We start from the raw sequence: 22,914 nt of genomic DNA on the forward strand, positions 1-22,914 counted from the left end.
GTGGTGAACAATATAAAAATAATAGCAGGTATTGTCGGCCCAAAAGATACAGTCATGTTGATATCTGATATTGCGAAAGAATATTCAGATAAACTGGACTACCTTCCATTTATATACAAAAGTTCCGATGAAACAATTGATATTATAGAAACCAACCAACACTTGGTCGACATTTGGATCTTTTCAGGGGTTACTCCTTACGTAACAGCCCAACAAAGTACATCAAAAAAACCTTTCTTCTATCTAGAGTTAAATGGAACAAGTTTAACGAATGAATTGATTAAAATTAAGTATAAAGATCAAAAAAGCCTTAACCGTGCTAGCATTGATTTACTCGAAAAAAATGATGTTTACGAGACGTATCATGACCTAGATTTTATCTATGAAAATATTTACCTATATGAGTATCCAGGATTTACAGAAGTTCAAGAAATTATCTCTTTTCATGAAAACCTTTTTAATCAAAAAAAAGTAGACGTATGTATCACTTGTTTAAATTTCGTATATGAACATCTAAAGGCTAAAGGAATCCCGATTTATCGGGTCACTCCTACACGTGCCAATATTCGTCAAACATTAAAATCAGCACTTCAACAATGGGAAACCTTACATTTCAAACAATCACAAATTGCGATTTTATTAGTAAAAATAGAGGAATCAAATAAAGATACGAATCATCACACGATTTCTTATGATTTACATCGATTAAACCTAGAATTGCAAGCTGCTGTTTTAAACTTTTCCGAATCTATTTACGGTTCCTTTGTAACACTTGGGGTTGGAGTATTTCTGATTTTTTCAACAAGAGGTTCTTTAAATAAAACAGGACGACAAGTGGGAGATCTCTTAGAAAATCTCGCTTTGATCACCGAATTACCAGCAAACGTTGGCATTGGATATGGAGAAACGGCTTTAATTGCTGAAGAGAACGCTCGCATCGCTTTAAATCATGCAAAACATTACGGTTCTTTCTGTGCCTTTCTTGTAAAGGATAACGGAATCATCGAGGGTCCTCTTAAGGAACAGGAAAGTATTTCTTTTAGCTATTGGACCGAGAATAAAGAAATAAGTGATAAACTGAAACAATGTGGTGTAACCATTACAACATTTAATAAAATTTTGTCCGTCCAAAAAAGGGCTGGGAATAACTCAATCACCGCATCCATTCTCGCAGAGTGGCTCAAAATGACACCTCGAAATGCACGTCGTATTCTTAACGGTTTAGCCGAGCAAGGAATTGCAGAAATCATCGGCGATGAAGCCCCAACCTCGAAAGGTAGGCCAAGAAAGATTTATAGGGTTAATAGCGACGTTGAATAAGCTTTTTAAGCGAAAAATAATATTTTCGCTATGGGGTACAGACACATGCCCATCAAGCTAACGATGGAAATGACTCGGTACGAAATGACCCTTGTTTCAAAACGAGCGAGTGATGAAACAGTAGGCATGCCAAAGAAACCTATTAAAATGTGATTTTTTTGCTAAGCGGCTTGTTTATGCTTTACTGTCTTTTCGTACACTACTCCTAGAATATCAAAAACGGTCTTCTTCTTATACCGATAACATTTACGTCCATTTTTCTTAAGCAATTGATAGAGGCGATGAAGAATCTTTACAAGTTCATTTGTGCTACTAGCCATTGCCTCAAACAGTAACGGAAAGTAGTCCTTAATCATATAAATGTAAGCGTCAAACACACCCCACCTTCTAACCTCTTTCGTGTTATGTGATAATCACATTAACATCAATGGTTAGGAGGTTTTTTCATGACAAAAAACGAACGGCGAGCCATGTGGCAGGCGCGAATTGAAGCATTTAAAGCGAATGAGGAATCCAGCGTCTCGGCCTGGTGTTCTGCAAACGATATCAGTGTCCAAAGTATGTATACATGGCTAAACAAGAGTTACCAAACACAAACATCCGAAAGCCTTCCTTTCTAGCTTTGAAGGATCCCTACATGTGAATGGCTATCAATGATTTACCGAAGGTAAAACTGGTGGGGTGCTGGGCACATGCACGCAGAAAATTTGACAAAGCACTCACTGCGCTACCTGCGGAAGCAAAGAATAAAGAAACACCTTACGCCGCTGAAGAAGGACTCCAATTTTGTAATCAATTATTCGCCATCGAGCGAAAATTAAAGGATGTCAGTCTTGATGAACGCCAAAAAGAACGTTTTGAACGTAGTCAACCTGTGCTGGATGCTTTTTCAACATGGGTACAAAAGCAAAGTTCACGCGTCACACCCAAAAGTGCTCTGGGACAAGCCATCAAATATTGCCGAAACCAGTGGCCACGTCTAACAATGTTTTTACAGGACGGACGCTTAGAAATCGATAATAATCGAAGTGAACGCGCCATAAAGCCCTTCGTGATTGGTCGCAAAAATTGGATGAATAGATTGAAACTCTGATTTATCTAACTGTTGCATAATGGTCGAACGCTTAAGATTCATCCTCTCTAAAAAGGAAATTGCCCTACCTCGGCGAAAGGTTTTTGGTCCATGTTGTTGTGAGCCATCTTCTCCTCTGTAACGATCACCACTATGACGTCCCTCTTTCTTAAAATCCTTAAAGTCTTCATTTCTCATTATAAATCACCCTTCTTTGTATACAACCGTATACATTTTGTCAATGTTAATTCCATGAAAATGCACCTCGCATAATGGCATTTTGGGTTGTTTAGTCACTCCCATTTTCCGTTTTTCACGAAGGTGCGTTTTTGTTTTTTTATGAAAGGCATGACTTTTTGAACACGCTCTTTATATATTAATCGAAATCTAATTTATAATCCGCGGCTTTAATCATTTTTAGTTTTTTAGAGAAAACGTAGATTAAGCCTAGGTTAATGATTATCGGAAGAATGAAGAACGTGCTTAGCATGATTGAAATATTTTTAGCTGTCCATCCACCTTCAGCCAAATTTATATAATTCAACGGTCCAACTAATCCTGTCAAACCGAAACCGGCACTAAAAGGTGTGCCTTGAATATTTAACAAACCTGCCAATGCGCCGAGAATAGCTGCTGTAATCACCATTGGAAAAGCAATTTTAGGTTTCAGTAAAAAATTTTTCATTTGAAGTTTAGGGGTACCAAAAACAATAGCTAATGCGGTTCCGAGTGAGTTTGCTTTGTAGCTAGCGATTGCAAAACCCACACCTGCTGCAACTATTCCGAGATTAGCAGCCCCAGCCCCTATACCTGAAAGCATAATAACAGTTGCCATACCTACTGTTGAAATGGGTAACAGAATCATAATGCAGAAAATAACTGCAATAATTGCGCCCATTACGATTGGTTGTAATGAAGTCAAATTTGAAATAGCAATACCTAGTATGCCTGTAGAACGTGTCGTTAATGGAAGAAGCATAAGCCCAATCATACCTGGCACTAAAATACTTAAGGTCGGCATCAGAAGAATAGAGTAGGCTTTTAATCGGTCGCCAAGTAATTGAACGAACAAAACCGCTAGCGCAGCCGTAATTCCTGTATTGATCACAATTCCAATCCCATCGAGGGTAATTAAACCTTCAGCGTTTTTTTGAATAACCCCACTGCCGACCATTGCTGCAATCCCTACACTTGCAGTTTGAATAGGCGTCAACTTAAACGTGATTCCTACCATTACGCCAATCATTATGGGTAACAAACTCATTACAAATACGGTGATGTCGAATACTTGCTGTAATGCAGGAAAATGAGGAATTAATAACTTAAGTATTTCTCCAAGTAAAGCATTTGGAATTAGGGCAACTACAATTCCAATACTAATTCCATTCAATAACTTATCAACGAACTCTTTCACTATAATAATCCCCAATCCCATTGATGTTGAAAAAAACTAAAGGTTCTTGCATCGCTATTGCGAACTGCATCTCTGCTAGACCTTGCATAACAAATAATAGAATAATACCGCCTATTAAGTACGCAATAAGTACCGACGGACCTGCCATATCAATGGCTGCACTACTTCCTTTAAATAATCCTGCACCAATGGTACCACCTAATGCCATCATCATAATATGACGTGAGGTCATTGTTCTCTGTAATTTCTGGTTGTCATTTTCCATTTTCTTACCTCCTAAAATTAAAAAAAGGCATATCGTCTCTTCTTTCATCTGATGATGAAGGAAGAGACGATATGCCTTAAGCAAACCGCGGTACCACTCTAATTGGTTCTTCATGAACCCTACTTAAAAACCTGGTAACGAAGGTTAATCGTTAAAGTAAATAGAATAGTCTATCAATTCTATTTACTTTACCACTCCTAGGCAAGTTCAAAGTCTTATTGGACTGCGTTGCACCAACCCGCAGCTCTCTCCATCCAATAATGAGCTTTTACTACTCCTATTCTTTGCGTTTTCTAAAATTATATTAAAAACATTTTATTTGTTATCCAAGATAATACTGGCTTGTTTTAATTCTGTCAACCTTATATTTCAAAATAACTTTCAATATAGAAGTATTTTACGAAATTTGGACATGGCTTTTCTAAACTCTATACACAAATTAACCCACCTGTTACTTGAACGAGAATCTTATAAAATGGGAAATAAAGCACGTAATGGATTACTGTTTACAAAATGTCCACCTAATATATTCCCTATTGAAGTAAGTGACGAAAAAAATTGACTTAGAGAACATCGTTGAAGAAGGCCTGGAGCTTCTTATTGCAGATAAAAAACAAGCGAAAATCTTAATTGAAATGCCTTTAAAAAAGCTAATGGCTGTCCAAAAAATCTTTTTGGACAGCCACATCTTATGTTTTTTCATTCTTTAAATACTCATCACCTTATCCTTGAACTAATCATTCAACCCATTATCCTCTAAATATCCCTCAGTACTCCCATATACTTTAATAATATGATCCTCACCCCAATTGCAAAGTGAGGTCAAAATTGGCTCTAAGCTTTTACCGTACTCACTTAACTCATACTCTACTTTTGGTGGGAGTTCGTGATAAAGAATACGGTTAATGACACCATCACATTCTAACTCTCGCAATTGTTGTGTCAGCATCTTTTGTGAAATATTTGGCATAAGTCTTTTAAGTTCACTTGTGCGTTTTTTACCGTGTGTTAGATGACATAAAATAACACATTTCCATTTCCCCCCAATGACATCTAGTGTAGCTTCAACTGAAATATTGTATTTTTTCTTCGTTTCCATCCTTTATAACCCCTAATCTTTAATAAAAACATGTGTATGCAGGAACCAAAAGGTACCTATATTACAAATAAGTACGTACTTTCCTTTTTGTTTTACATGTCTCATAATAGCATTTGTTCCGGAACATTTGGCAAGTAATTGCACACTGAAAGACAGAAGGAGATTCTATGAAAAAACAGAAGCAAACAAATACTAAGGCTCTACTTGCGCTGGCAGTGACTGCTTTTGCCATTGGGACAACTGAATTTATAAGCGTTGGTTTACTACCAATGATTGCAGCGGATTTACAAACTTCAGTCAAAGTAACAGGTTTGACAGTATCCGTTTATGCCTTAGGTGTAATGATTGGCGCACCTGTCTTAACATCGCTACTTGCACATATGCCTCGGAAAAAATTGCTCCTTGGCATTATGTTAGTTTTTATTCTAGGTAATAGCATTGCCATGTTCTCTACAACAATTGGTGTACTTCTTGTAGCTAGACTCGTCTCAGCATTAGCTCATGGTGTATTTATGTCGATAGGCTCAACTATAGCTGCAAGTCTTGTTCCAGCAAATCGACGTGCAAGTGCGATTGCTATTATGTTCACTGGCTTAACTGTAGCAACCATTACCGGAGTTCCTTTTGGGACATTAATCGGTCAGCAATTTGGATGGCGCATGGCATTTGCCTTTATTGTTGTAATTGGGGTTCTTGCTTTTATTGCCAATATCATTTTAGTACCTGCTTCAATTCAAAAAGGAACTAAAACTGGCTTTGGTGAACAACTTAAGTTATTGAAAAATGGCCGTTTAGTATTAGTGTTCATCATTACGGCATTAGGGTATGGTGGAACATTTGTCGTCTTTACTTATCTTTCACCTTTATTGCAGGAAGTATCAGGATTTACGGCAAAAACTGTTACACTGATTATTTTGTTATATGGACTAACAGTTGCAATTGGTAATTCAATTGGTGGTAAACTAGCTAATTACAATCCAATTCGTGCATTATTTTATATGTTCGTTGTACAAGCGATTGTGTTATTTATTCTATACTTTACCGTACCATTTAAAGTAGCTGGGCTAATTACAATTTTGTTTATGGGGCTCTTTGCGTTTATGAACGTTCCTGGTTTACAGGCTTATGTTGTAATTTTAGCAGAACGTTTTGTACCAAGCGCAGTTGATGTTGCTTCGGCCATTAATATTGCTGCATTTAATGCTGGTATTGCTATTGGCTCTTATGCAGGTGGTGTCATAGCAGAGTCAATTGGTTTGATCCATACAACGTGGATAGCAGGTATTATGGTTATTATAGCTGTCTTTTTGGTGGCCATTTGTGTCAAACAAGAAAAAAATGAGGAGAGTGTTTAAATTGAATTCACAAACAACTACATTAAATAATGGATTGAAAATGCCTTTGTTAGGCTACGGTGTTTTCCGTGTAGAAAATGGGGCTGCACTTGCTGAGGCTGTTAAAACAGCGATTAAAAAAGGCTATCGTAGCATCGATACTGCTCAAATTTATGGTAATGAAGAAAGCGTAGGACAAGGAATTAGAGAAGCCATTTCTGAAGGATTAGTTACACGTAAAGAACTTTTCATCACATCAAAAGTATGGAATGCTGGCCTAAATTATGAAGCTGCACTTGCAGCATATGATGACAGCTTAACTAAAATGGGATTAGATTATTTAGATTTATACTTAATCCACTGGCCTGGCCAAGATCAATATTTAGAGGCTTATAAAACACTTGAAACAATTTATAAAGAAGGACGCGTACGTTCAATTGGTGTAAGTAACTTCCAAGTTCATCACCTAGAAAACTTACTTAAAGAAACAGAAATTATACCAGTTATCAATCAAATTGAATTCCATCCTCGCCTAGTACAGCAAGAGGTACGTGACTATTGTGCTAAGAATGACATTCATGTTGAAGCTTGGTCTCCACTTATGAACGGTGAACTTTTAAAAGATGAAACGTTACAAAGCATTGCATCAAGTCACAGCAAGTCAGTTGCACAAATCGTCTTAAAATGGGATATACAGCATCAAGTTGTGACGATTCCAAAATCTATGACAGAATCACGCATTGAAGAAAATATAAATATTTTCGACTTTGAACTAACTTCTGAAGAAATGGCACAAATCGATGCACTAAACGAAAATCTTCGATGCGGTCCAGATCCGGATGTATTTAATTTTTAAAATATATTGTATCAATGCCAAACACACCTAGCTTTCAATCTGCTGGGTGTGTTTGGCCTATTTCTTTGAAATGAGCAAGATTGATACTTCCTATTTCGTCATGACAAGACTAAACAACGTGCTATTCGACGCAGGGGGATCCTTTCAGAGCGTTACTTCCTCATTCGACTCCTCGACATAACCCTTCAGTTTTAGAAATCTAAAACTGCCTGGCCCTTACCGAAATTGTGTGACCACATTTCATTTGAGCCAGGAACATTTCGCACCAACAATATGGCCCTTTAATGGAATAACTAAAACATGATGAGAACTTTTAAAACAAATTAAATCTACTTTCACCAAATCTCCCGTTCATTTGAGTAAAGCGTGTTACAATCGTATTTTAGTAACAATATTATTTATGAATAAGAAACTTATATAAATTTGCTTGGGTCAATAAATATCCTAACAATAAGTCCAATATTTAACATAGATATGAATAGGAATAATAAAGTCATTAAAATTCACTTATAAAAACGTAAAAGGAGACACTACTTAAATTGTAGTATCTCCTTTTAAAGTTCTTTAAAAAGATTAAGCTCAGCTTGACTTCTGAAATAGAAAACAGTGTTATTTTTAATAAACAATAAATTTTTTACTTATTAAACTATTCTGCCATATTCCGACAGCGTTTTCGTTCGTTGTCCTTTATACTACTAATTTGATAGATAAATGATTAAGAGATAATAAATTGAATTAAACAAGCGCTAGTTTCATAATGAATCTATTATTTCTATATGAGTTTACTTTCCTTTAGTGAAAAACAATCTATCAGTTTATTAAACATCAGAACTCAATTGAGTTGCGGAGGGATATGAGTGAGCGCAAACATGGGAGTACAAATAATTAAAAATTACGACAAATTGGAAGATCAAGTTTTAGTAAAGATGGCTCATAGTGGAGATAGTGAGTCATTGACTTTTTTAATTAATAAATATCATAATTTTGTTCGTGTGAAGACAAGACCATACTTTTTAATTGGCGCAGATAAAGAAGATCTTGTTCAAGAGGGAATGATTGGTTTATATAAAGCGATTCGTGATTTTAGAGCGGATATGATGACCTCTTTTAAAGCTTTTGCTGACCTTTGTATCACTAGACAGATTATAACGGCGATCAAAACGGCTACTCGTCAAAAGCACGGCCCTCTAAATTCGTATGTTTCTCTGGACAAGCCCCTTTATGATGAAGAATCCAACTATACGCTTATGGATATGATATCCGGAGAAGAAATAACGAATCCGGAAGCATTAATCATTAATCAAGAAAAAGCTAATGATGTAGATCTTAAAATAGCCGAATTGCTTAGTGATTTGGAAAGAAGAGTGTTGACGTTATATATGGATGGACAATCATATGTGGAAATTTCTGAAGAACTAAACACGCATGTAAAGTCGATTGATAATGCTCTCCAACGAGTAAAAAGAAAACTTGAACAGCATTTAAGGATAAGAATGGCAATCTGATAACCTCGTTTGTTTTTGTGAAAATTGAAAACGTTGTTAATTCCGACCACAAAAATTGCTTGGAAGGCCAAAGCAGTTTCTGTGGTTTTTTCATTGCCCATTTGTTAAATAGGCAGACAAGGAAATTGTACTTTACTTATTCCGCAATCAGGCGCTTTAATTGAAGATGGATTACGGAAATGATCAGACTTAAAAAAGGCTAGAATTATTTCATCCGAATAAACCTCTTATATGCGCATGTCTTTATAACCTTATTATTAATTATGATTATAGTCATATACATTAAAATAGTTTTCAACATATATGTCAATATATATGTTATAAATCTCAACATTAATAATTGTATTACATAAAATATACATACTATATGTATGTAACTCACAGCGTATTCCTAATGATATCTTGACTATCTACTGGTACTACCTTCACTTCCAATAATCCTACCCCTGACCTACTTTACTCGTTCACAAAAATTATCTGACAGAATCTCACTTCCATTACCAGAATACATAGTTTAATTAAACTTTCAACAATAGCAATAATAATAAAGCATATGTTAATATATATATTAACATATGCTTTATTATTGAAAATTCAGTATATTACATCATATATTGTATGATAGAAACCAACAATTCATATAGAGATTTCTTGATCTGTTTATAGTTAAATAGGATTCCAAAACCTTTAAAGTATTTATTGAAAGAGGTGTTAATGTTGACAGCAAAAATAATAACATTTGGAATTAGTAAAGGTGGCTGTTCCAAATCGACTAGCAGTGGTATTACTTCTTATCTATTAAGTAAAGAGGAAAAAGTTTTGGCCATCGATATGGATGGACAAGGGAATTTAACGAGCTTTTTGACTGGCGAATATGACATATGCAATGCCTTTGAACAAAGGACCATTTTAGAAGCCATTTTAAATGAGGACTCACGTTCTTATATCATAAAAATTAAAGAGAATTTAGATTTAATCCCCTCCAACGATTTCCTAGCTACGTTGCCTAGAAAAATGTTTGAAAAAGGCCTGAATTTAGATGCTTTACAAAAAGCACTCCAACCTGTTATGGAGGATTACGATTGGATTATTATTGATACACCACCCGCATTATCCGAACAAACCGTCATGCCTTTAAGTACATACTCAGAAGCTGGTAGTTATGCTGTTATTATGTTCGATGGTTCGATATTTGCATATTATGCTATTCCAAAATTCTTAGAGATCATTGATGGGGCCAGAGAACGATATAACCCCACTTTAAAAACTGCTGGAATTCTATTTTCCCTAATTGATGCTAGAGCTAAAGAAAATGAAGTTATGCAGGAAGCCATCGAAGAAGATTATCCTAACCTAAAGTTTGAAACGATAGTACGAAGAAAAGCATCCACTAGACGGATAGCTATATCAGGATTTGAAAGAAATTCAGAACTGAAAAACGCATTAGAGTTTTACAATCCCTTTGTAGAGGAGTTGAAAAAACGTGTCCAGCAAAAACAACCTCAAAGATAAGATAAAAAAGCCAAATGCTACTCAGGCGTTCTTTAATTCATATGATATAGAGAAAGATAATAACAAAATTAACATTAATGATGAGAACAAAGATGTTGTCGCAAACAACAATAAAAAAGACGATGAAATTGACATCAAAATTGAAACATATGTCAATAATAACAATGTTGTTATTGTTAATGATGAAGACGATGATGATTACTTTAGAAATTTAGCGTCTGGAAAAAAGATACCTAAGAAAAAGCCGAAGAAAGTCTTCACCTCATTTTATATGGATGCTGACCTGGCTATTGAAGTAGATAAAATTGCAGCTAGAGGAGAAAAAGGGGACAAGTCTAAACTTATTAACCAAGCAATTAGAAAATTATTGGAAGACTACGATGTTTTAGAAAAAAGTAATTAACTTTTCAAGTACAAAACAAAGTGGCCAGTATTAAGCAAATAAGGCTAAAACGCGGAAAACCTTGTTTTCCGCGTTTCGTTTGAACTCCATTATATAGTGTTATTATTTATTTCTTTTTTAATGTAAGAGCTGCATTTTGATCTATTTTTTTAAAAATTCGTTCCAACTCATTTTTATCACCCAGCAAACGTTCCCGATTTTCTTTGACCAGTTCATTAAAATATTTACTTTTTCGATACAATTACGATTCACCTCTTACATGGTTGAATTCTTGTTCAAGAACAACAAATGGAAGTTCATATAGCTGCTTATCATATTTTTTATAAATTCCGTTTTTCAATAGTTCTTGAATCAACTCTTCTTTATTTAGTGTTTCATTTATATTTGTTTGATTCATCATGAAGAATCCTCCTTCATAAAGATGCAGACTTCACATAATGAGGGATGTTCAGCACACGACGTCTCGAAAATAATCTCCATTTCTTCCGTTTATTACCCCACATAAGAACTTGATCAGCAAAGTTTTCACACATCTTTATTTGGTTATATGTAGTAGTCTTTTGATGAATTTTTAAAGTTTCCTCATATACATATGCCCCGTGATCCTTCATTTTTTCCAATAACATATCTATAGCTGTATACGTATTCTCATAAGATAAATCATCGGAGCCAAAACATGCCGCTTTTACTCCATGAACGTCTGCCTGTCCGAGTTCTTCATAAAATTCCATTGCCTCATACGGCAATTCTTCCTTATTCCATGTATATGAACCAATCAAGACCAAATCATAGCCCTTTAAAGTATCCGCCTCTATCGTATCCAATCTTTCCATTTCTACTTCACACCCACAAGCAGCCAATCTATCCTTAATGATTACAGCCATTTTCTCTGTATTACCAGATAAACTGATATATCCAATGAATACCTTCATCAAACCCACCTGCCTAATTGAGAATATTTTTCAATATACATTTCAGTATAAATGAAAATGATTCTCATTGTCAATTAATTGTGTCTTTATCAATAATCACCTAGAATCTGTTTTATATTTAAAAACAGATAGATGTGGATGATTTAGCTTTTTAAATCAAAGTAAAGCTAAACTTAAACATAGCAACCGCATCAAAATAATTTGAGAAATAATTCCTCTCGCAAATCTTCCAACGTAACGCTATTGAATATTCATCAGTACTTGCCATAATTCCGCTTGTTTTGACGATATGATTTTTAGAACGATCAAATTCAAAAAGACTAAACTCCCCTCAAAAACATAAATAATTTACACAATTCTTTAATTATTGTCACATAAAGACAACAGAATTCTTTTATTATGATATGCTCCCCATTAGGTAGACAGATAAAAAAATAAAATCTGTTTATCTAATGGGAGTATTTTTTATGGCTCGAATTAAATATTCTAAAGCTGAGAAATTAGCCATTCTACACCTTTATAAAGATGGTCATCATTCAATAGCCGATATTAGCGCTAAATTTTCTGTTGATCCCAGGACTATTAGAGAGTGGAAAAGAAAATATGAAGTGAATGGTGAAGACAGTCTGGAAGAAGCAGCTTCTTAGAATCCTTATTCGAAAGAGTTAAAGTTAGCTGCCTTCACTGATTATCTATCAGGTAAATATTCTTTAAGGGAAGGCAGTCAAAAATACAAATTATCTCGTACGTCGGTTTTGAGAAAGTGGATTAAAAAGGATAATAATCATAGAGAATTAAACGATACTAGTAAAGGAATAACAAACTCTATGACAAATAGTAGAAAAACGACGCTAGAAGAACGAATCCAGATTGTGAATTACTGTCTACAACATCAAAAAAACTATCTATTCACAGCTGAAACAAGTTTCTTACCAACTTGTGTATCAATGGGTCAAGAAATTTGAAGCGAATGGTGAAGAAGCACTTCAAGATAAACGTGGTCGAAAGAAAGAAGAGTATGAATTAACAGCTGAAGAAAAATTTAAGCTGGACATGAAACATTTAGAACGTGAAAATGACCGATTACGTGCAGAAAATGCCTTTTTAAAAAAGTTAGAGGAACTCGAAAGGAGGCGTCGTTAACAAGCGTTCATCTACAAAATAAATATAGAGCCATTCAAGAGTTACATACAAAGGAAAGTCTGCCATTGATCCTTTTATGTAAAGTTGCGGGTATAATATCTCGTGCTGCTTATTATAAGTGGCTACAACGTAAGCCAACAGCTAGGGAATTAGAAAATGAAGCGCTTCTTCGAGATATCCGGGCCATTTATGTACGAGTAGAGGGTATTTATGGTTATCGAAGAATAACATTAAATATTAATCACCATTGGAAGAAAACATTCAATCACAAACGTATTTATCGGTTAATGCAAATCGCCGGATTACAGTCCGCGATCCGTCAAAAAAGAAAACGACATGTTTCTTCTCCAGCACAACATGTCGCTGAAAACCTATTAAACCGTGACTTTACTGCAAGTAAGCCAAATGAAAAATGGGTAACGGATGTCACGGAATTCAAATTAGGAAATGGAAAGAAAGCTTATTTAAGTGCAATCTTAGATCTTGACGACAGTTCCATTATTAGTTATATATGTGGTCATTCCACTAATAATCAATGGGTATTTCGGACATTGGATCAAGCCATCGCCACATTAAAATGCGATGAACAACCATTGGTTCATAGCGATCGTGGTTATCAATATACATCACATGGATTTAAAAGAAAGATTCATAGTATGTCACGTGTAGGAAAATGTATTGATAATGGACCAATGGAATCTTTTTGGGGAACGCTGAAGTGTGAAAAGTATGATTTACATAAGTATGAGACGTTTGAAGCGTTACAACAGGCGCTAAATGGTTATATCCAATTTTACAATAACGAACAGATTGAACGGCTTAAAGCATTTTTACCGCTGTCTACTTGACAGGGAGCAGTTCATTATTTAGATAAGTGGATTTTTCTTAGAAAGAAAAGAAAGGAGTTTCGTGTTGAAGAAACTTAATAAGAAATCATTTCAAGACCTCTTACAAGAAAATAAAAAAGAATTGCTTAATGATAAACAAGTAATCAAAAAAATTGAAATAAGGTTAGAACAACGCCATGAACTCAAAAAGCTAGCTTAATTCAGCTAGCTTTTGTAAGATATACAATTCTATTTCGTTTAATTCCACAGTAGGTAAGCTTCTTAGAATGATGTAAGAAGTATTGTGCAAATATGAGCGTTGGAAGGCCTTGTTTCATAAGACGATCGTTTTAGGGTTTTACTCTTCAAGTTGGTTCACACACAAACATTTCTGGAAAGACATACAAGGGTGAGATTCCCTTCCAGAAATGTTTGTTTTCTTTTGATACTTATTCACTATCGAAAATCGACGTTCACTTTAGCAACACGATCTTACATTTCCATAATAATGAGCCAATGATGCCCCAAAGACAATCTACTACTATTTCATGTGAGAACGTCTACTTTATTCACGTCTCTTATCGTTTCATTAACTTTTGAACGGTTACTAATACCTCGTCAATAACTTCCGTATCGCCCTCATTCAATCGATCTACTACACAGTTTTTCAGATGGCCTTCTAATAAAATTTTAGCAACACTATTTAAGGCACTTTGAGTTGCTGCTATCTGTGTTATGACATCATCACAGTAGGTATCCTTCTCAATCAGACCTTTAATTCCTCGAATTTGACCTTCTATGCGATTTAAACGTGTCGTTAAATTCTTTTTTACTGTTTCAGAATTGTGACTTTTTCTATTCTGAGTGGAGGTTACATAGCATTCTTCTTTAATAGAATGACCATTCTCCTTCATCTCTTTCTCCATTTCTCATCCACCTTGTATATATGATCCTACCCCACCGTTACTATATAGTTCCACTGGCGAAAGAAGTCACCCCATTAGCTTTAATTGCGTCCTGACTTCCCCTTGATAACAAATCAGGTTCTTTTTGAATATTTCGATTCATGCTATGTATAGACGGTCCAAGTTTCACAGTTGACCGCAAGTGAATGTCCAACTTTTAGCAAGGAATCGTCAATGATTTTTTATTTGACCGTACGTTTCAAACTTTTTTACTGATAAAGACTTCCTATAAATTGAGTTGGAGCTACATGTACAAACTTTTTAAATCCCTTAATAAAATGGGCTTGATCATAATAACCATTTTGATACACAATATCCGCTAGATTATGGTGATTGCTTTCAAAAATCATAGCTAATGAATTTTGGAATCTAACAATTTCACTAAATTGCTTTGGCGAAAAGCCAATAGCCTCTGCAAATTTCTTGCGAATATACCGATCTGAATATCCAGTATCTTCCGTTAAATCATTAATACTTATGTTCCCATTTGCTAAGTAAATTTTTTCAATGCAATATCTCACAACATTGCAACTACTACGAGGAGTCAATATGCTATTAACAAATACTTCGAATAGACGTATTCTCTCAACAAAGCTAGTTGCATGTAATATTTGCTCCATAAGAAATGGATCTACAGATATAATATCATCTAAAGGGATTTTTTTACCTAAAAGATCCCTCATTGAATAATTTATTTTCAGAAGCCCCTGCTCAGGCTGAAATCTAACACCAAAATATTCACAGCCTTCTTGAAAATCAAGTTGCTGCTCTCTCCGCTCGAGTGGACTGGTCCAAAGAAAGATAGTTGGTTTTTTTGGACAACAACAAAATAGCAAGTCAAAACAACCATCAGGTATAAGTGCAAAAGGATTTATGGTTTCTTTTTGAGTTTTAAATTGATAATATAAGGCAATATCTTTACCGATGAGACGGTTTACTGGTCTTTGCTCGATATAATGATCCATCTTATACTGGACTTCGGGTTGAGCCGGGAAATAGGTAAGGGCTTTCATTATGTCGCACTCCCCTGATTTATACACGTTCCATACTGTGTACTAGCATTTTATGATTATTACTAAAAAGATTTTCATTAGAACTTATAAATCCAAAACTAAGCATCCTTTTGCTCGTGAAACACATGTCAAAACGACATTTGCCTCGTTCTTTTCTTCATCTGTAAGGAACACATCCCTATGATCCACTTCACCTTTTAGCACATTCACTTGACAGCTTCCACATCCGCCAACTTTACAAGAATACGGTGCGTCAATATCATTTTCCAACAAAACTTCTAACAAAGTTGCTCCTTCAGGAATTTGAAGAATTTGGTTTCTTTGTTTCAATTCCACTTCAAACGCATACAATGGGCCAAAATCCGGCGGTGTGAAAAGTTCAAAATGAATACTGCTTTCGGGATATCCGTATATTTTTGCAGCTTCTGCGAACTCCTTTACCATTCCTTCCGTTCCACAAAAATAAACATGAGTGCCTATCGGTTGGTTTTTCATCACTTCCGTTGTCATTCTTCGATCCGTTCTTGAGAAGTAGAAGTGAGTCTCTTCTGGATAAACAGATGACAGAAAAGGATAAAACGCGCACAATTCTTTTGAAGGAGCTGCATAGTGTAATTCAAACGTTTTTCCTTGCTTTTTCAAATGAGACGCCATAGCGAGAAACGGCGTTATTCCAATACCAGCAGCAATAAAAACATGATGTTTAGCACCAAAGCTAAGAGGAAAATGGTTTTTCGGATAACTAATCTCTAGTTGATCCCCTTCTTTTATAGAGTCATGCCAATAAACAGACCCCCCTCGCGAGTTTGTGTTTCGGCCGACAGCAATTTGATAGTATTCATTTTGATCGATATCATTTGTTAATGAATAATGGCGTTCAAAGAGGGCTTGTTCACTCTGAATCTTTGTCGTAATATGGGCCCCACCGCTAAAACGTGGCAAGGTAGAACCATCTGCTGCTTTTAGCTGAAAACTTCTAACCGATGGCGATTCAATGGTTATTTTATCGACGATAACATCAATTGTACCAGTGGTCATTTTCGTAGATTCTCCTTTCTAAACTTAGACAACCTGGATATAGCCTAGGTATGCATCCAGTCTTTTTGAAAAGTGATTAGAAACGTCTAGAACTGTATGACAATGTTCACATTTTATTTCGCTGCTGTTTGTTTTCTCATTGTGGTTATAACATTTGACACAATACACTTTTTCCTCTTTTTTTCCAATCTCTTTAGTTTGAATTTCAGCATCTGTAAACCCTGCTTCGTATGCAGCTTGTTTTACATCTCGTACCAAGGGCCAGTCTCCAGATATAAACAGTTTTGTACCAATTAATTGTTGATCTAGTACGGCTTGTATATTATCAGCAGTAAAAGAAGATAGAATTTTAATGTTATTGCCATGCTTGTGTTGAAGATAATCCAAAACAGGATCTTTTTCTTCAGCTATCACAAAAACATTGAACTCTATATTTTTTAATGATAGAAAATCAATTTCCGCTAGATTTACAAAAAGGGCCGATTGATCAATAAAAAGCAGCATTTTTTGGCAACCATGATGAAGTTCAAAGTATGGGTCTTCCTCAACTACTAACTCGAATTCATGGTCTCTAAGCTGTTCTACTAATCGTTCTCTTTTTTCTTCTGAGTAAGTTGTTGTATTAATTAAAAGGCGATATGTTCCTTCCTGTTTACCCGTCTCAACCAAATAAACAGGAAGCTTGAACCTATTCTTATTGCATATAATTTGGTTCGCAAAGCCGATCATTTGAGAATTAGAACCTGCATGCAATTTTACTTCTGCTACATAACCTTGATCAAATGAATTCTCTTCTTGTATTATTTTCCCTTTAATTGTATTCAATTTTCCTCATCCCTTTGGTTAATTTGAAAAAATCTCTTACAGATTTCTTTCCAAATATGTTATTAATTTATCTTTATAGAAAAGTAATCCTTTGTATTCTGCAATGTCATCTGCCAAATCAACTAGTACATTGCGGAGTTGACCCGTCCATTTACGGTTTTGGGATAATTCTTCTAGTGAAATAAAATGGGTATGGATGCTGAACAAAATTCCATTGCTACGTGGGAGTCGGAATAATCTCTGATCTTCAACTCTAAAATATACTAGCTTTCCTGCATTTTCACTTGTTACATCGTCTTTTTTCGGTCCCCAATCATCATACGTTTCAGGTGATGTACCAAGAATTGGCTCAACGGTCATTGTCCAATTATATCGAGTCCACGGTTTTCCAGCTTCCATTCTTAAAATGAATCCGCGGATTTTCTCAGCTAACCCTGTATTCGTAAAACGGGATGGCACAGGAAAATGAATAGATAAAAAGTCCATACCTAGATCGAATGCTAGCGACCAATTGGCTGGGAAACATAATTGTCCTGCGTCAAGGTAAAGATCACCGTCTTTTTGTGCAAGATAAATCAAATCTGCTTGTACATGGCGACCAATAAAATCTAAAGGTTCATATGGTAAACTTGAACTATCTCCGAAAGTAAATGAATATTCTTCTTCAAGGATGTTATTTTGGAACGTCCACTGATTTCCATTTTTAAGGACATTGAAATAATTCGGGTGGATAGATGCCATCTCATCCATAATCATCTCTAAGATTTCCCATTGTGCTTCCATAGAATGAGGGTAAGATTGATAGGTTTGTTCTTTTTTACTATCTAGAAGTTTCCGCTTTAGCTTGATTTCTTCAATATATTCAGGTGTAATATCAAGCACAAACGGCGGATCAAGTGGTGTGGAGTTGTTAGAAAAATCATGGGAGTCTCCCTTAAATGGGAAAGGGAAACGTTCTACTATAGGTTGATTAGGTATTTTTCCTGCTTTTATAGGGGTAGGAGTACTTTTTTCCATTATTTTCTCTCCTTGATAAAAGATTAGTCTTTTTTAGAAAAAACATTCTATAGGAACGATCTACCTATAGAATGTCTTTTAGTACATAATTTTTTTGTCATTCGTACATGCCAGCTAAACTTTTAAATTGGGTGATCCTTATTTCATAAATGCAGCATCAGCAGCAGCATGTTTCGTGTAGATCGCTTCTCCATCACTTTCACCATCAAAAATAACTGGAACATTCGGTGTGAAGAGAACGACATCGCCTGCTTCAGCTATATATTTGTTCCCTTGCTTGTCACGTAAGACAAATTTACCTTTTGTGATTACTTTATACTCTAAAAATTCATATACGAATTCAAATTCATCTCCTGGTTGCATAGAGAAGAATCCAATTGTAAGTGGATTAGCAGTTGCTGTAACAGGGACATCAATGATTTGGCTATTCAAATCTGGCTTGCCTAAAAGTCCATCCAATTCAATCTTGTCAAAAGTACCTGGTTTAAAAATTTGGATTCCTGGTTTTTGGCTCAAATAGCTATAGTTTTTTGCTTCTGTTGATTGGCTCATTTATTAACACTCCTAATATTTTTTATATTATTTTCCTTATATTCACTGTCATCTATTTAATTTAAACGGTAACTGCTTGTTTAATTAAGCGTTGCATTTCTGCTGCTACGGCTTTTTTGTCATCTTTCCCTGTGATGCCTCCGCCAACGATCACAAGATCAGGCTGTGCTTGAATCACTTCAGGAAGCGTTTCCAATTTAATACCGCCTGCTACAGCTGTTTTTGCGTTCTTCACGACGCGTTTGATCGTTCTCAATTGTTCAAATGAGTTTTCACCCGCTGCTTGTAGGTCATACCCTGTATGTACACAGATATAATCAACACCTAGAGCGTCTACTTCTTTCGCACGTTGTTCAATGTCTTTCACATTGATCATGTCGACAAGAATTTCAGATCCGTGTTTTTTCGCTTCTTCTACTGCACCTTTAATTGTCGAATCATCTGTTGCGCCTAACACCGTTACAATACCGGCACCGGCTTCAGATGCTTTCATCACTTCATACCCGCCTGCATCCATGATTTTTAGATCCGCGAGGACTGTCAAATTAGGAAATGCTTCTTTCATTTCTTTCACGGCGCGAAGTCCTTCGTTAATCACGACAGGTGTACCGATTTCAACGACATCGATGAACGCCTCTACTTCTCTAACGACGCTAATGCCTTCTGGAATATTGACTAGATCAAGAGCTAATTGTAATTTCATGAATGGGACACTCCTTATTAAGTAGTTATTAATTGGTACTAAATCTATTATAAATCTTAATTTTCAGAAAACAAAGTACGCACTTTATTATCATATTGTGTCATAAAATATACTATTGTGATTAGTAAGCAATTTTCTTCCTATTATTTTGTCTATATTACTCGAACCAACGCTGTCTCTTCTCCATGTATATGACTATTTTTAGTGCCTTTTTTGCAATAAAAACCACTTTATCATTTAGAGTTAATTCGTTTTTCTAGTGTATTATTTAAAACGCTTTCCGTGTACTCTTTCCCCCATACATACATAGACTCGAGAATTGGTATTAAAGTATGTCCTCGTTCCGTTAGTGAATATTCGACTTTTGGTGGAACGACAGGATACACTTTACGACTAACAATGAGATCTTCTTCCAGTTCTCGAAGCTGACTAACAAGCATTCTTTGGGTGATGGCAGGAATGAGAGATTTCAATTCTCCGAATCTCTTTGTCCCATCTTTCCCTAAATGCCACATAATCAGCATCTTCCATTTCCCACCGATAATAGAAAGTGTTAATTCTTTTTCACAATTAAACGTCTTCTCTCGAGTATGAATCATTTGTTATCCCTCCCCTATAATGATAACATCCATCATTAAAGTATGATTTCTTACACTATATAACAAAAAAGTACGTATTTACAAGCGAAATTCTGATAATAGAATATTTTCTAAAAATATTTTTTCAAACAGAATGAATATATGTATCGCAAACCTACTTTTACGTGATAAATCTTATAGTAAGAGATTACAAGAACAGCTAAAAGACATTTTTCGCAAGAAGGATAAATAGACTAGAAGAAAAACACGAAGAGCGGAAATGTCACTTTCTATTCTATGATTACTAGCTCGAGCTACCCTCCACTTCATTTCCTATGGTGAATATAAAGTGGGGGATCCTTACGAACACTCTATCCACTAGTTTTTGAGTAGACTCCTCGGGTTAGAGATCCTATATCTTATACGTTGCAGCTCTCCTAAAGCCGATAACAAAATTAAGCAACCTTCGCCCGTATGAACTGGACGAAAGCTGCCTAAACAAGCTCATTTATTTCCTGACTTCTAACAAAGACTGATCCTGATGTTTGATAGTCTACTTTTCTTATTTCATGAATGCAGCATCAGCAGCAGCATGTTTCGTGTAGATCGCTTCGCCATCACTTTCGCCATCAAAAATTACAGGAACATTAGGTGTAAAGAGAACAACATCTCCTGCTTCGGCTATATATTTGTTCCCTTGCTTGTCACGTAAGACAAATTTACCTTTTGTAATTACTTTGTATTCTAAAAATTCATATACGAATTCAAATTCATCTCCTGGTTGCATAGAGAAGAATCCGATTGTTAGAGGATTTGCCGTTGCTGTAACAGGGACATCAATAATTTGGCTGTTCAAATCCGGCTTTCCTAATAGTCCATCCAATTCAATTTTGTCAAAAGTACCTGGTTTAAAAATTTGGATCCCTGGTTTTTGGCTCAAATAGCTATAGTTTTTTGCTTCTGTTGATTGGCTCACGTTTGACACTCCTATCAATTTAGTTTTTTAATTTCCTCTGAATCAAGCACTATTTCTTTACAAAAAATATAAAGATATCTATTCACTAAATTTCCGAAAAGTTTAGTGAATAAAAATTAACTGGATTTTAACCATCCTAATTCTTCAGAAATGACCCCTGCTGCTTTCTTCACTTCATTCATCAAATATTTAGATTGGTGATCCTTGAAATTTGTTTCCGAAAAAACTATGCTGATAGAAGCAACCACTCTGCCCTCCCAAGAAAAAATAGGTGCCGCTATGGTGACAGTTCCCTTGAAAATTTCTCCAAAAGAGTTGGCGATTTTCCACTTCGCAATAAGTTTTAATTCGTTTTCCAAATTTTTCACATCACGTATCTCACCCTGCTCAATAAGTTTTTGTATAATCTGCTGTTTGATATCTGCACTTAAATGAGACAAAATAGCTTTATTGGATGCACCAACACATAATGGAGTTCTCATCCCAATCTCATTCTCTTTTGAAAGCACATTCTTATTAAGACAGTCAACAATTACTCCCTCAGTACCTTCTGGAACGGTTAAATAAACGGATTCTCCGGTTTTCTTCATCAGTTTTTCCATAGTGGGAAGTGCACTATTTCGAATAGATAAATTATCCCGTATCAAGAAACCTAGATGCATCAAAGTAAATCCTAAGCGGAACTTTTTGGTTTCATTATTCTGAAATACAAAACCATATTCAGCAAGACTTGAAAGTAATCGATGCACCGTTTGAATAGGAATATCAAGTTGGCGGCTTACTTCAGTCGCACTCCACTCCTCTTTATCCTCAGTTGGCACGATGGTGGTGAGTAACGCAACAGACTTCCGAATAACCTCCGACATACATTTTCTCCTTGATTGAGATATTAATAAGTTGCTGTCTTGATACAAAAGAATACTTCCAAAATGAATGATCTAGAAATTGGTGTGCTAATCCTTACTAGTTAATTAAAGGAAGAATCGAACCACTAAGGATTTGCTACTATTCTAAATTCGCGTGGCGCCCGTACATTTTGTCGGAATCCATGCCTTTTTTCTCCATGAAGCGGAGAATAATAGAATCATAGAATAATAGAAGGCTTTGTTCGAACAGAGAGCCCATTGGCTGAATCGATTTATTCCCCGTATCGACGCCAGACTTCGCTTGAGCAGGAATTTCAATGACGATATCTGCCAAATCACCGATTGTTGAATTCGGGAATATGGTTACCGCGGCCACTGTCGCTCCGATGCTTTTTGCCTTTTCTGCCATGGCAACTAGACTTTTTGTTTCACCAGATCCGGAGCCGATGATAAAGATATCTCCTTCTTCCAAATTAGGTGTCACGGTTTCGCCTACAATATATGGATCTAGTCCCATGTGCATCATACGCATAACAAAACATCTAGCCATGAAGCCTGATCTGCCGGCTCCTGCTACAAACACTTTTTTTGCACTCAGAATGCCATTTACGAGTTGTTCGGCATCTTCATCGCGAACGAGCGCTGCTGTTCGTTGAAGCTCTTGCAAAACGAGTTCAGTATATTGAGTTGTTTGCATAA

24 protein-coding genes, 4 pseudogenes and 1 other annotated feature are annotated in these 22,914 nt (G+C 35.7%); of the genes and pseudogenes, 10 read left to right on the forward strand and 18 right to left on the reverse strand.

Annotated elements, in window-relative coordinates; genetic code table 11:
• Positions 1 to 3: 3 nt before the first annotated feature.
• Positions 4 to 1,320 carry a helix-turn-helix domain-containing protein gene (locus AC625_RS23915; protein ID WP_245645126.1) on the forward strand — a complete coding sequence of 439 codons (1,317 nt, stop codon included), beginning with the start codon at positions 4 to 6 and terminating at the stop codon, positions 1,318 to 1,320.
• A gap of 161 nt (positions 1,321 to 1,481) precedes the next feature.
• Here AC625_RS23915 and AC625_RS23920 read toward each other — a convergent pair.
• Positions 1,482 to 1,682 (reverse strand): annotated as a pseudogene (locus AC625_RS23920) (IS4 family transposase); the annotation flags it as partial.
• Positions 1,683 to 1,790: 108 nt separating this feature from the next.
• Here AC625_RS23920 and tnpA point away from each other — a divergent pair.
• Complete coding sequence (gene tnpA / locus AC625_RS27100; protein ID WP_425415495.1) at positions 1,791 to 1,940, forward strand: IS66 family insertion sequence element accessory protein TnpA; 150 nt, start codon at positions 1,791 to 1,793, stop codon at positions 1,938 to 1,940.
• Positions 1,915 to 2,395 (forward strand): annotated as a pseudogene (locus tag AC625_RS23925) (IS66 family transposase); the annotation flags it as partial. The gene tnpA and the pseudogene AC625_RS23925, both read left to right, overlap by 26 nt.
• 373 nt (positions 2,396 to 2,768) lie before the next feature.
• Here AC625_RS23925 and AC625_RS23930 read toward each other — a convergent pair.
• The 3 genes and pseudogenes from AC625_RS23930 to AC625_RS23940 all read right to left on the reverse strand — a co-directional run bounded on the left by AC625_RS23930 (position 2,769) and on the right by AC625_RS23940 (position 5,170).
• Positions 2,769 to 3,806: a PTS sugar transporter subunit IIC gene (locus tag AC625_RS23930; protein WP_049683933.1), complete on the reverse strand. Its 1,038-nt coding sequence runs from the start codon at positions 3,804 to 3,806 to the stop codon at positions 2,769 to 2,771.
• A gap of 38 nt (positions 3,807 to 3,844) precedes the next feature.
• Positions 3,845 to 4,071, reverse strand: a pseudogene (locus AC625_RS23935) (amino acid permease); the annotation flags it as partial.
• Between the two features lie 59 nt (positions 4,072 to 4,130).
• Positions 4,131 to 4,365: a binding site (T-box leader), on the reverse strand.
• 439 nt (positions 4,366 to 4,804) lie between these two features.
• Positions 4,805 to 5,170, reverse strand: coding sequence for a winged helix-turn-helix transcriptional regulator (locus tag AC625_RS23940; protein ID WP_049683935.1), 366 nt, complete (start codon positions 5,168 to 5,170; stop codon positions 4,805 to 4,807).
• 167 nt (positions 5,171 to 5,337) lie between these two features.
• On the opposite strand from AC625_RS23940, the gene AC625_RS23945 reads away from it, so the two are divergent.
• From AC625_RS23945 to AC625_RS23965, 5 genes are all read left to right on the forward strand, one after another.
• Complete coding sequence (locus AC625_RS23945; protein ID WP_049683936.1) at positions 5,338 to 6,525, forward strand: MFS transporter; 1,188 nt, start codon at positions 5,338 to 5,340, stop codon at positions 6,523 to 6,525.
• The gene (locus AC625_RS23950) at positions 6,509 to 7,360 is read left to right on the forward strand and encodes an aldo/keto reductase (RefSeq protein ID WP_049684043.1); all 852 of its coding nucleotides are present in this window, start codon (positions 6,509 to 6,511) and stop codon (positions 7,358 to 7,360) included. The genes AC625_RS23945 and AC625_RS23950 overlap by 17 nt, the downstream gene beginning before the upstream one ends.
• Positions 7,361 to 8,229: 869 nt before the next feature.
• Positions 8,230 to 8,865, forward strand: coding sequence for an RNA polymerase sporulation sigma factor SigH (gene sigH / locus AC625_RS23955; RefSeq protein WP_425415496.1), 636 nt, complete (start codon positions 8,230 to 8,232; stop codon positions 8,863 to 8,865).
• Between the two features lie 717 nt (positions 8,866 to 9,582).
• On the forward strand, positions 9,583 to 10,377 hold the full coding sequence (locus AC625_RS23960; RefSeq protein WP_180320165.1) for a ParA family protein: 795 nt from the start codon (positions 9,583 to 9,585) through the stop codon (positions 10,375 to 10,377).
• Positions 10,349 to 10,780 carry a ribbon-helix-helix domain-containing protein gene (locus AC625_RS23965; protein ID WP_049683939.1) on the forward strand — a complete coding sequence of 144 codons (432 nt, stop codon included), beginning with the start codon at positions 10,349 to 10,351 and terminating at the stop codon, positions 10,778 to 10,780. Before AC625_RS23960 ends, AC625_RS23965 begins: the two co-directional genes overlap by 29 nt.
• Before the next feature lie 106 nt (positions 10,781 to 10,886).
• On the opposite strand, the gene AC625_RS27110 is transcribed toward AC625_RS23965, so the two are convergent.
• From AC625_RS27110 to AC625_RS23970, 3 genes are read right to left on the reverse strand one after another with little or no spacing between them, the layout of a single operon-like run.
• Complete coding sequence (locus AC625_RS27110; protein WP_156187678.1) at positions 10,887 to 11,021, reverse strand: FbpB family small basic protein; 135 nt, start codon at positions 11,019 to 11,021, stop codon at positions 10,887 to 10,889.
• Complete coding sequence (locus tag AC625_RS26230; RefSeq protein WP_082191311.1) at positions 11,022 to 11,180, reverse strand: Fur-regulated basic protein FbpA; 159 nt, start codon at positions 11,178 to 11,180, stop codon at positions 11,022 to 11,024.
• Between the two features lie 13 nt (positions 11,181 to 11,193).
• Positions 11,194 to 11,712 carry a flavodoxin domain-containing protein gene (locus tag AC625_RS23970; protein WP_053178207.1) on the reverse strand — a complete coding sequence of 173 codons (519 nt, stop codon included), beginning with the start codon at positions 11,710 to 11,712 and terminating at the stop codon, positions 11,194 to 11,196.
• A 467-nt stretch (positions 11,713 to 12,179) separates the two neighbouring features.
• Here AC625_RS23970 and AC625_RS28040 point away from each other — a divergent pair.
• A pseudogene (locus tag AC625_RS28040) lies at positions 12,180 to 13,703 on the forward strand (IS3 family transposase).
• A 64-nt stretch (positions 13,704 to 13,767) separates the two neighbouring features.
• On the forward strand, positions 13,768 to 13,902 hold the full coding sequence (locus tag AC625_RS26235) for an FbpB family small basic protein (RefSeq protein WP_082191313.1): 135 nt from the start codon (positions 13,768 to 13,770) through the stop codon (positions 13,900 to 13,902).
• A gap of 358 nt (positions 13,903 to 14,260) precedes the next feature.
• Here AC625_RS26235 and AC625_RS23990 read toward each other — a convergent pair whose 3' ends face one another.
• From AC625_RS23990 to hxlB, 11 genes are all read right to left on the reverse strand, one after another.
• Positions 14,261 to 14,596: a metal-sensitive transcriptional regulator gene (locus AC625_RS23990; protein ID WP_049684046.1), complete on the reverse strand. Its 336-nt coding sequence runs from the start codon at positions 14,594 to 14,596 to the stop codon at positions 14,261 to 14,263.
• Positions 14,597 to 14,856: 260 nt separating this feature from the next.
• The gene (locus AC625_RS23995; RefSeq protein ID WP_049683941.1) at positions 14,857 to 15,660 is read right to left on the reverse strand and encodes a helix-turn-helix transcriptional regulator; all 804 of its coding nucleotides are present in this window, start codon (positions 15,658 to 15,660) and stop codon (positions 14,857 to 14,859) included.
• 84 nt (positions 15,661 to 15,744) lie between these two features.
• A complete protein-coding gene (locus AC625_RS24000; protein WP_049683942.1) occupies positions 15,745 to 16,698 on the reverse strand; it encodes a PDR/VanB family oxidoreductase in 954 nt (317 codons plus the stop codon).
• Positions 16,699 to 16,722: 24 nt separating this feature from the next.
• A complete protein-coding gene (locus AC625_RS24005; protein ID WP_049683943.1) occupies positions 16,723 to 17,523 on the reverse strand; it encodes a dimethylamine monooxygenase subunit DmmA family protein in 801 nt (266 codons plus the stop codon).
• A gap of 36 nt (positions 17,524 to 17,559) precedes the next feature.
• Positions 17,560 to 18,540 (reverse strand): heme-dependent oxidative N-demethylase family protein, encoded by a 981-nt coding sequence (locus AC625_RS24010; protein ID WP_049683944.1) that lies wholly within the window; start codon positions 18,538 to 18,540, stop codon positions 17,560 to 17,562.
• Positions 18,541 to 18,678: 138 nt separating this feature from the next.
• Positions 18,679 to 19,092 (reverse strand): hypothetical protein, encoded by a 414-nt coding sequence (locus AC625_RS24015; protein WP_049683945.1) that lies wholly within the window; start codon positions 19,090 to 19,092, stop codon positions 18,679 to 18,681.
• 61 nt (positions 19,093 to 19,153) lie between these two features.
• Positions 19,154 to 19,795: a 3-hexulose-6-phosphate synthase gene (gene hxlA / locus AC625_RS24020; RefSeq protein WP_049683946.1), complete on the reverse strand. Its 642-nt coding sequence runs from the start codon at positions 19,793 to 19,795 to the stop codon at positions 19,154 to 19,156.
• Between the two features lie 233 nt (positions 19,796 to 20,028).
• Complete coding sequence (locus tag AC625_RS24025; protein WP_049683947.1) at positions 20,029 to 20,394, reverse strand: winged helix-turn-helix transcriptional regulator; 366 nt, start codon at positions 20,392 to 20,394, stop codon at positions 20,029 to 20,031.
• Between the two features lie 541 nt (positions 20,395 to 20,935).
• Positions 20,936 to 21,349, reverse strand: a complete 414-nt coding sequence (locus tag AC625_RS24030) for a hypothetical protein (protein ID WP_049683945.1) — start codon at positions 21,347 to 21,349, stop codon at positions 20,936 to 20,938.
• 116 nt (positions 21,350 to 21,465) lie between these two features.
• A complete protein-coding gene (locus tag AC625_RS24035) occupies positions 21,466 to 22,263 on the reverse strand; it encodes an IclR family transcriptional regulator (RefSeq protein WP_245645127.1) in 798 nt (265 codons plus the stop codon).
• Between the two features lie 91 nt (positions 22,264 to 22,354).
• Entirely contained in the window at positions 22,355 to 22,912 is a 558-nt protein-coding gene (gene hxlB / locus AC625_RS24040) for a 6-phospho-3-hexuloisomerase (protein ID WP_049683949.1), read from the reverse strand.
• Positions 22,913 to 22,914: the final 2 nt, after the last annotated feature.

It is taken from the genome of Peribacillus loiseleuriae, from assembly GCF_001183985.1.
Taxonomy (GTDB): Bacteria; Bacillota; Bacilli; order Bacillales; family DSM-1321; genus Peribacillus; species Peribacillus loiseleuriae.

Excerpts from the sequence above, each read along its gene's own strand:
- tnpA (WP_425415495.1), top strand. The coding sequence starts at position 1,791 with ATGTGGCAGGCGCGAATTGAAGCATTTAAAGCGAATGAGGAATCCAGC.
- AC625_RS23940 (WP_049683935.1), bottom strand. The coding sequence starts at position 5,170 with ATGGAAACGAAGAAAAAATACAATATTTCAGTTGAAGCTACACTAGAT.
- AC625_RS23945 (WP_049683936.1), top strand. The coding sequence starts at position 5,338 with ATGAAAAAACAGAAGCAAACAAATACTAAGGCTCTACTTGCGCTGGCA.
- AC625_RS23950 (WP_049684043.1), top strand. The coding sequence starts at position 6,509 with ATGAGGAGAGTGTTTAAATTGAATTCACAAACAACTACATTAAATAAT.
- sigH (WP_425415496.1), top strand. The coding sequence starts at position 8,230 with ATGGGAGTACAAATAATTAAAAATTACGACAAATTGGAAGATCAAGTT.
- AC625_RS26230 (WP_082191311.1), bottom strand. The coding sequence starts at position 11,180 with ATGATGAATCAAACAAATATAAATGAAACACTAAATAAAGAAGAGTTG.
- AC625_RS23970 (WP_053178207.1), bottom strand. The coding sequence starts at position 11,712 with ATGAAGGTATTCATTGGATATATCAGTTTATCTGGTAATACAGAGAAA.
- AC625_RS23990 (WP_049684046.1), bottom strand. The coding sequence starts at position 14,596 with ATGAAGGAGAATGGTCATTCTATTAAAGAAGAATGCTATGTAACCTCC.
- AC625_RS23995 (WP_049683941.1), bottom strand. The coding sequence starts at position 15,660 with ATGAAAGCCCTTACCTATTTCCCGGCTCAACCCGAAGTCCAGTATAAG.
- AC625_RS24000 (WP_049683942.1), bottom strand. The coding sequence starts at position 16,698 with ATGACCACTGGTACAATTGATGTTATCGTCGATAAAATAACCATTGAA.
- AC625_RS24010 (WP_049683944.1), bottom strand. The coding sequence starts at position 18,540 with ATGGAAAAAAGTACTCCTACCCCTATAAAAGCAGGAAAAATACCTAAT.
- AC625_RS24015 (WP_049683945.1), bottom strand. The coding sequence starts at position 19,092 with ATGAGCCAATCAACAGAAGCAAAAAACTATAGCTATTTGAGCCAAAAA.
- hxlA (WP_049683946.1), bottom strand. The coding sequence starts at position 19,795 with ATGAAATTACAATTAGCTCTTGATCTAGTCAATATTCCAGAAGGCATT.
- AC625_RS24025 (WP_049683947.1), bottom strand. The coding sequence starts at position 20,394 with ATGATTCATACTCGAGAGAAGACGTTTAATTGTGAAAAAGAATTAACA.
- hxlB (WP_049683949.1), bottom strand. The coding sequence starts at position 22,912 with ATGCAAACAACTCAATATACTGAACTCGTTTTGCAAGAGCTTCAACGA.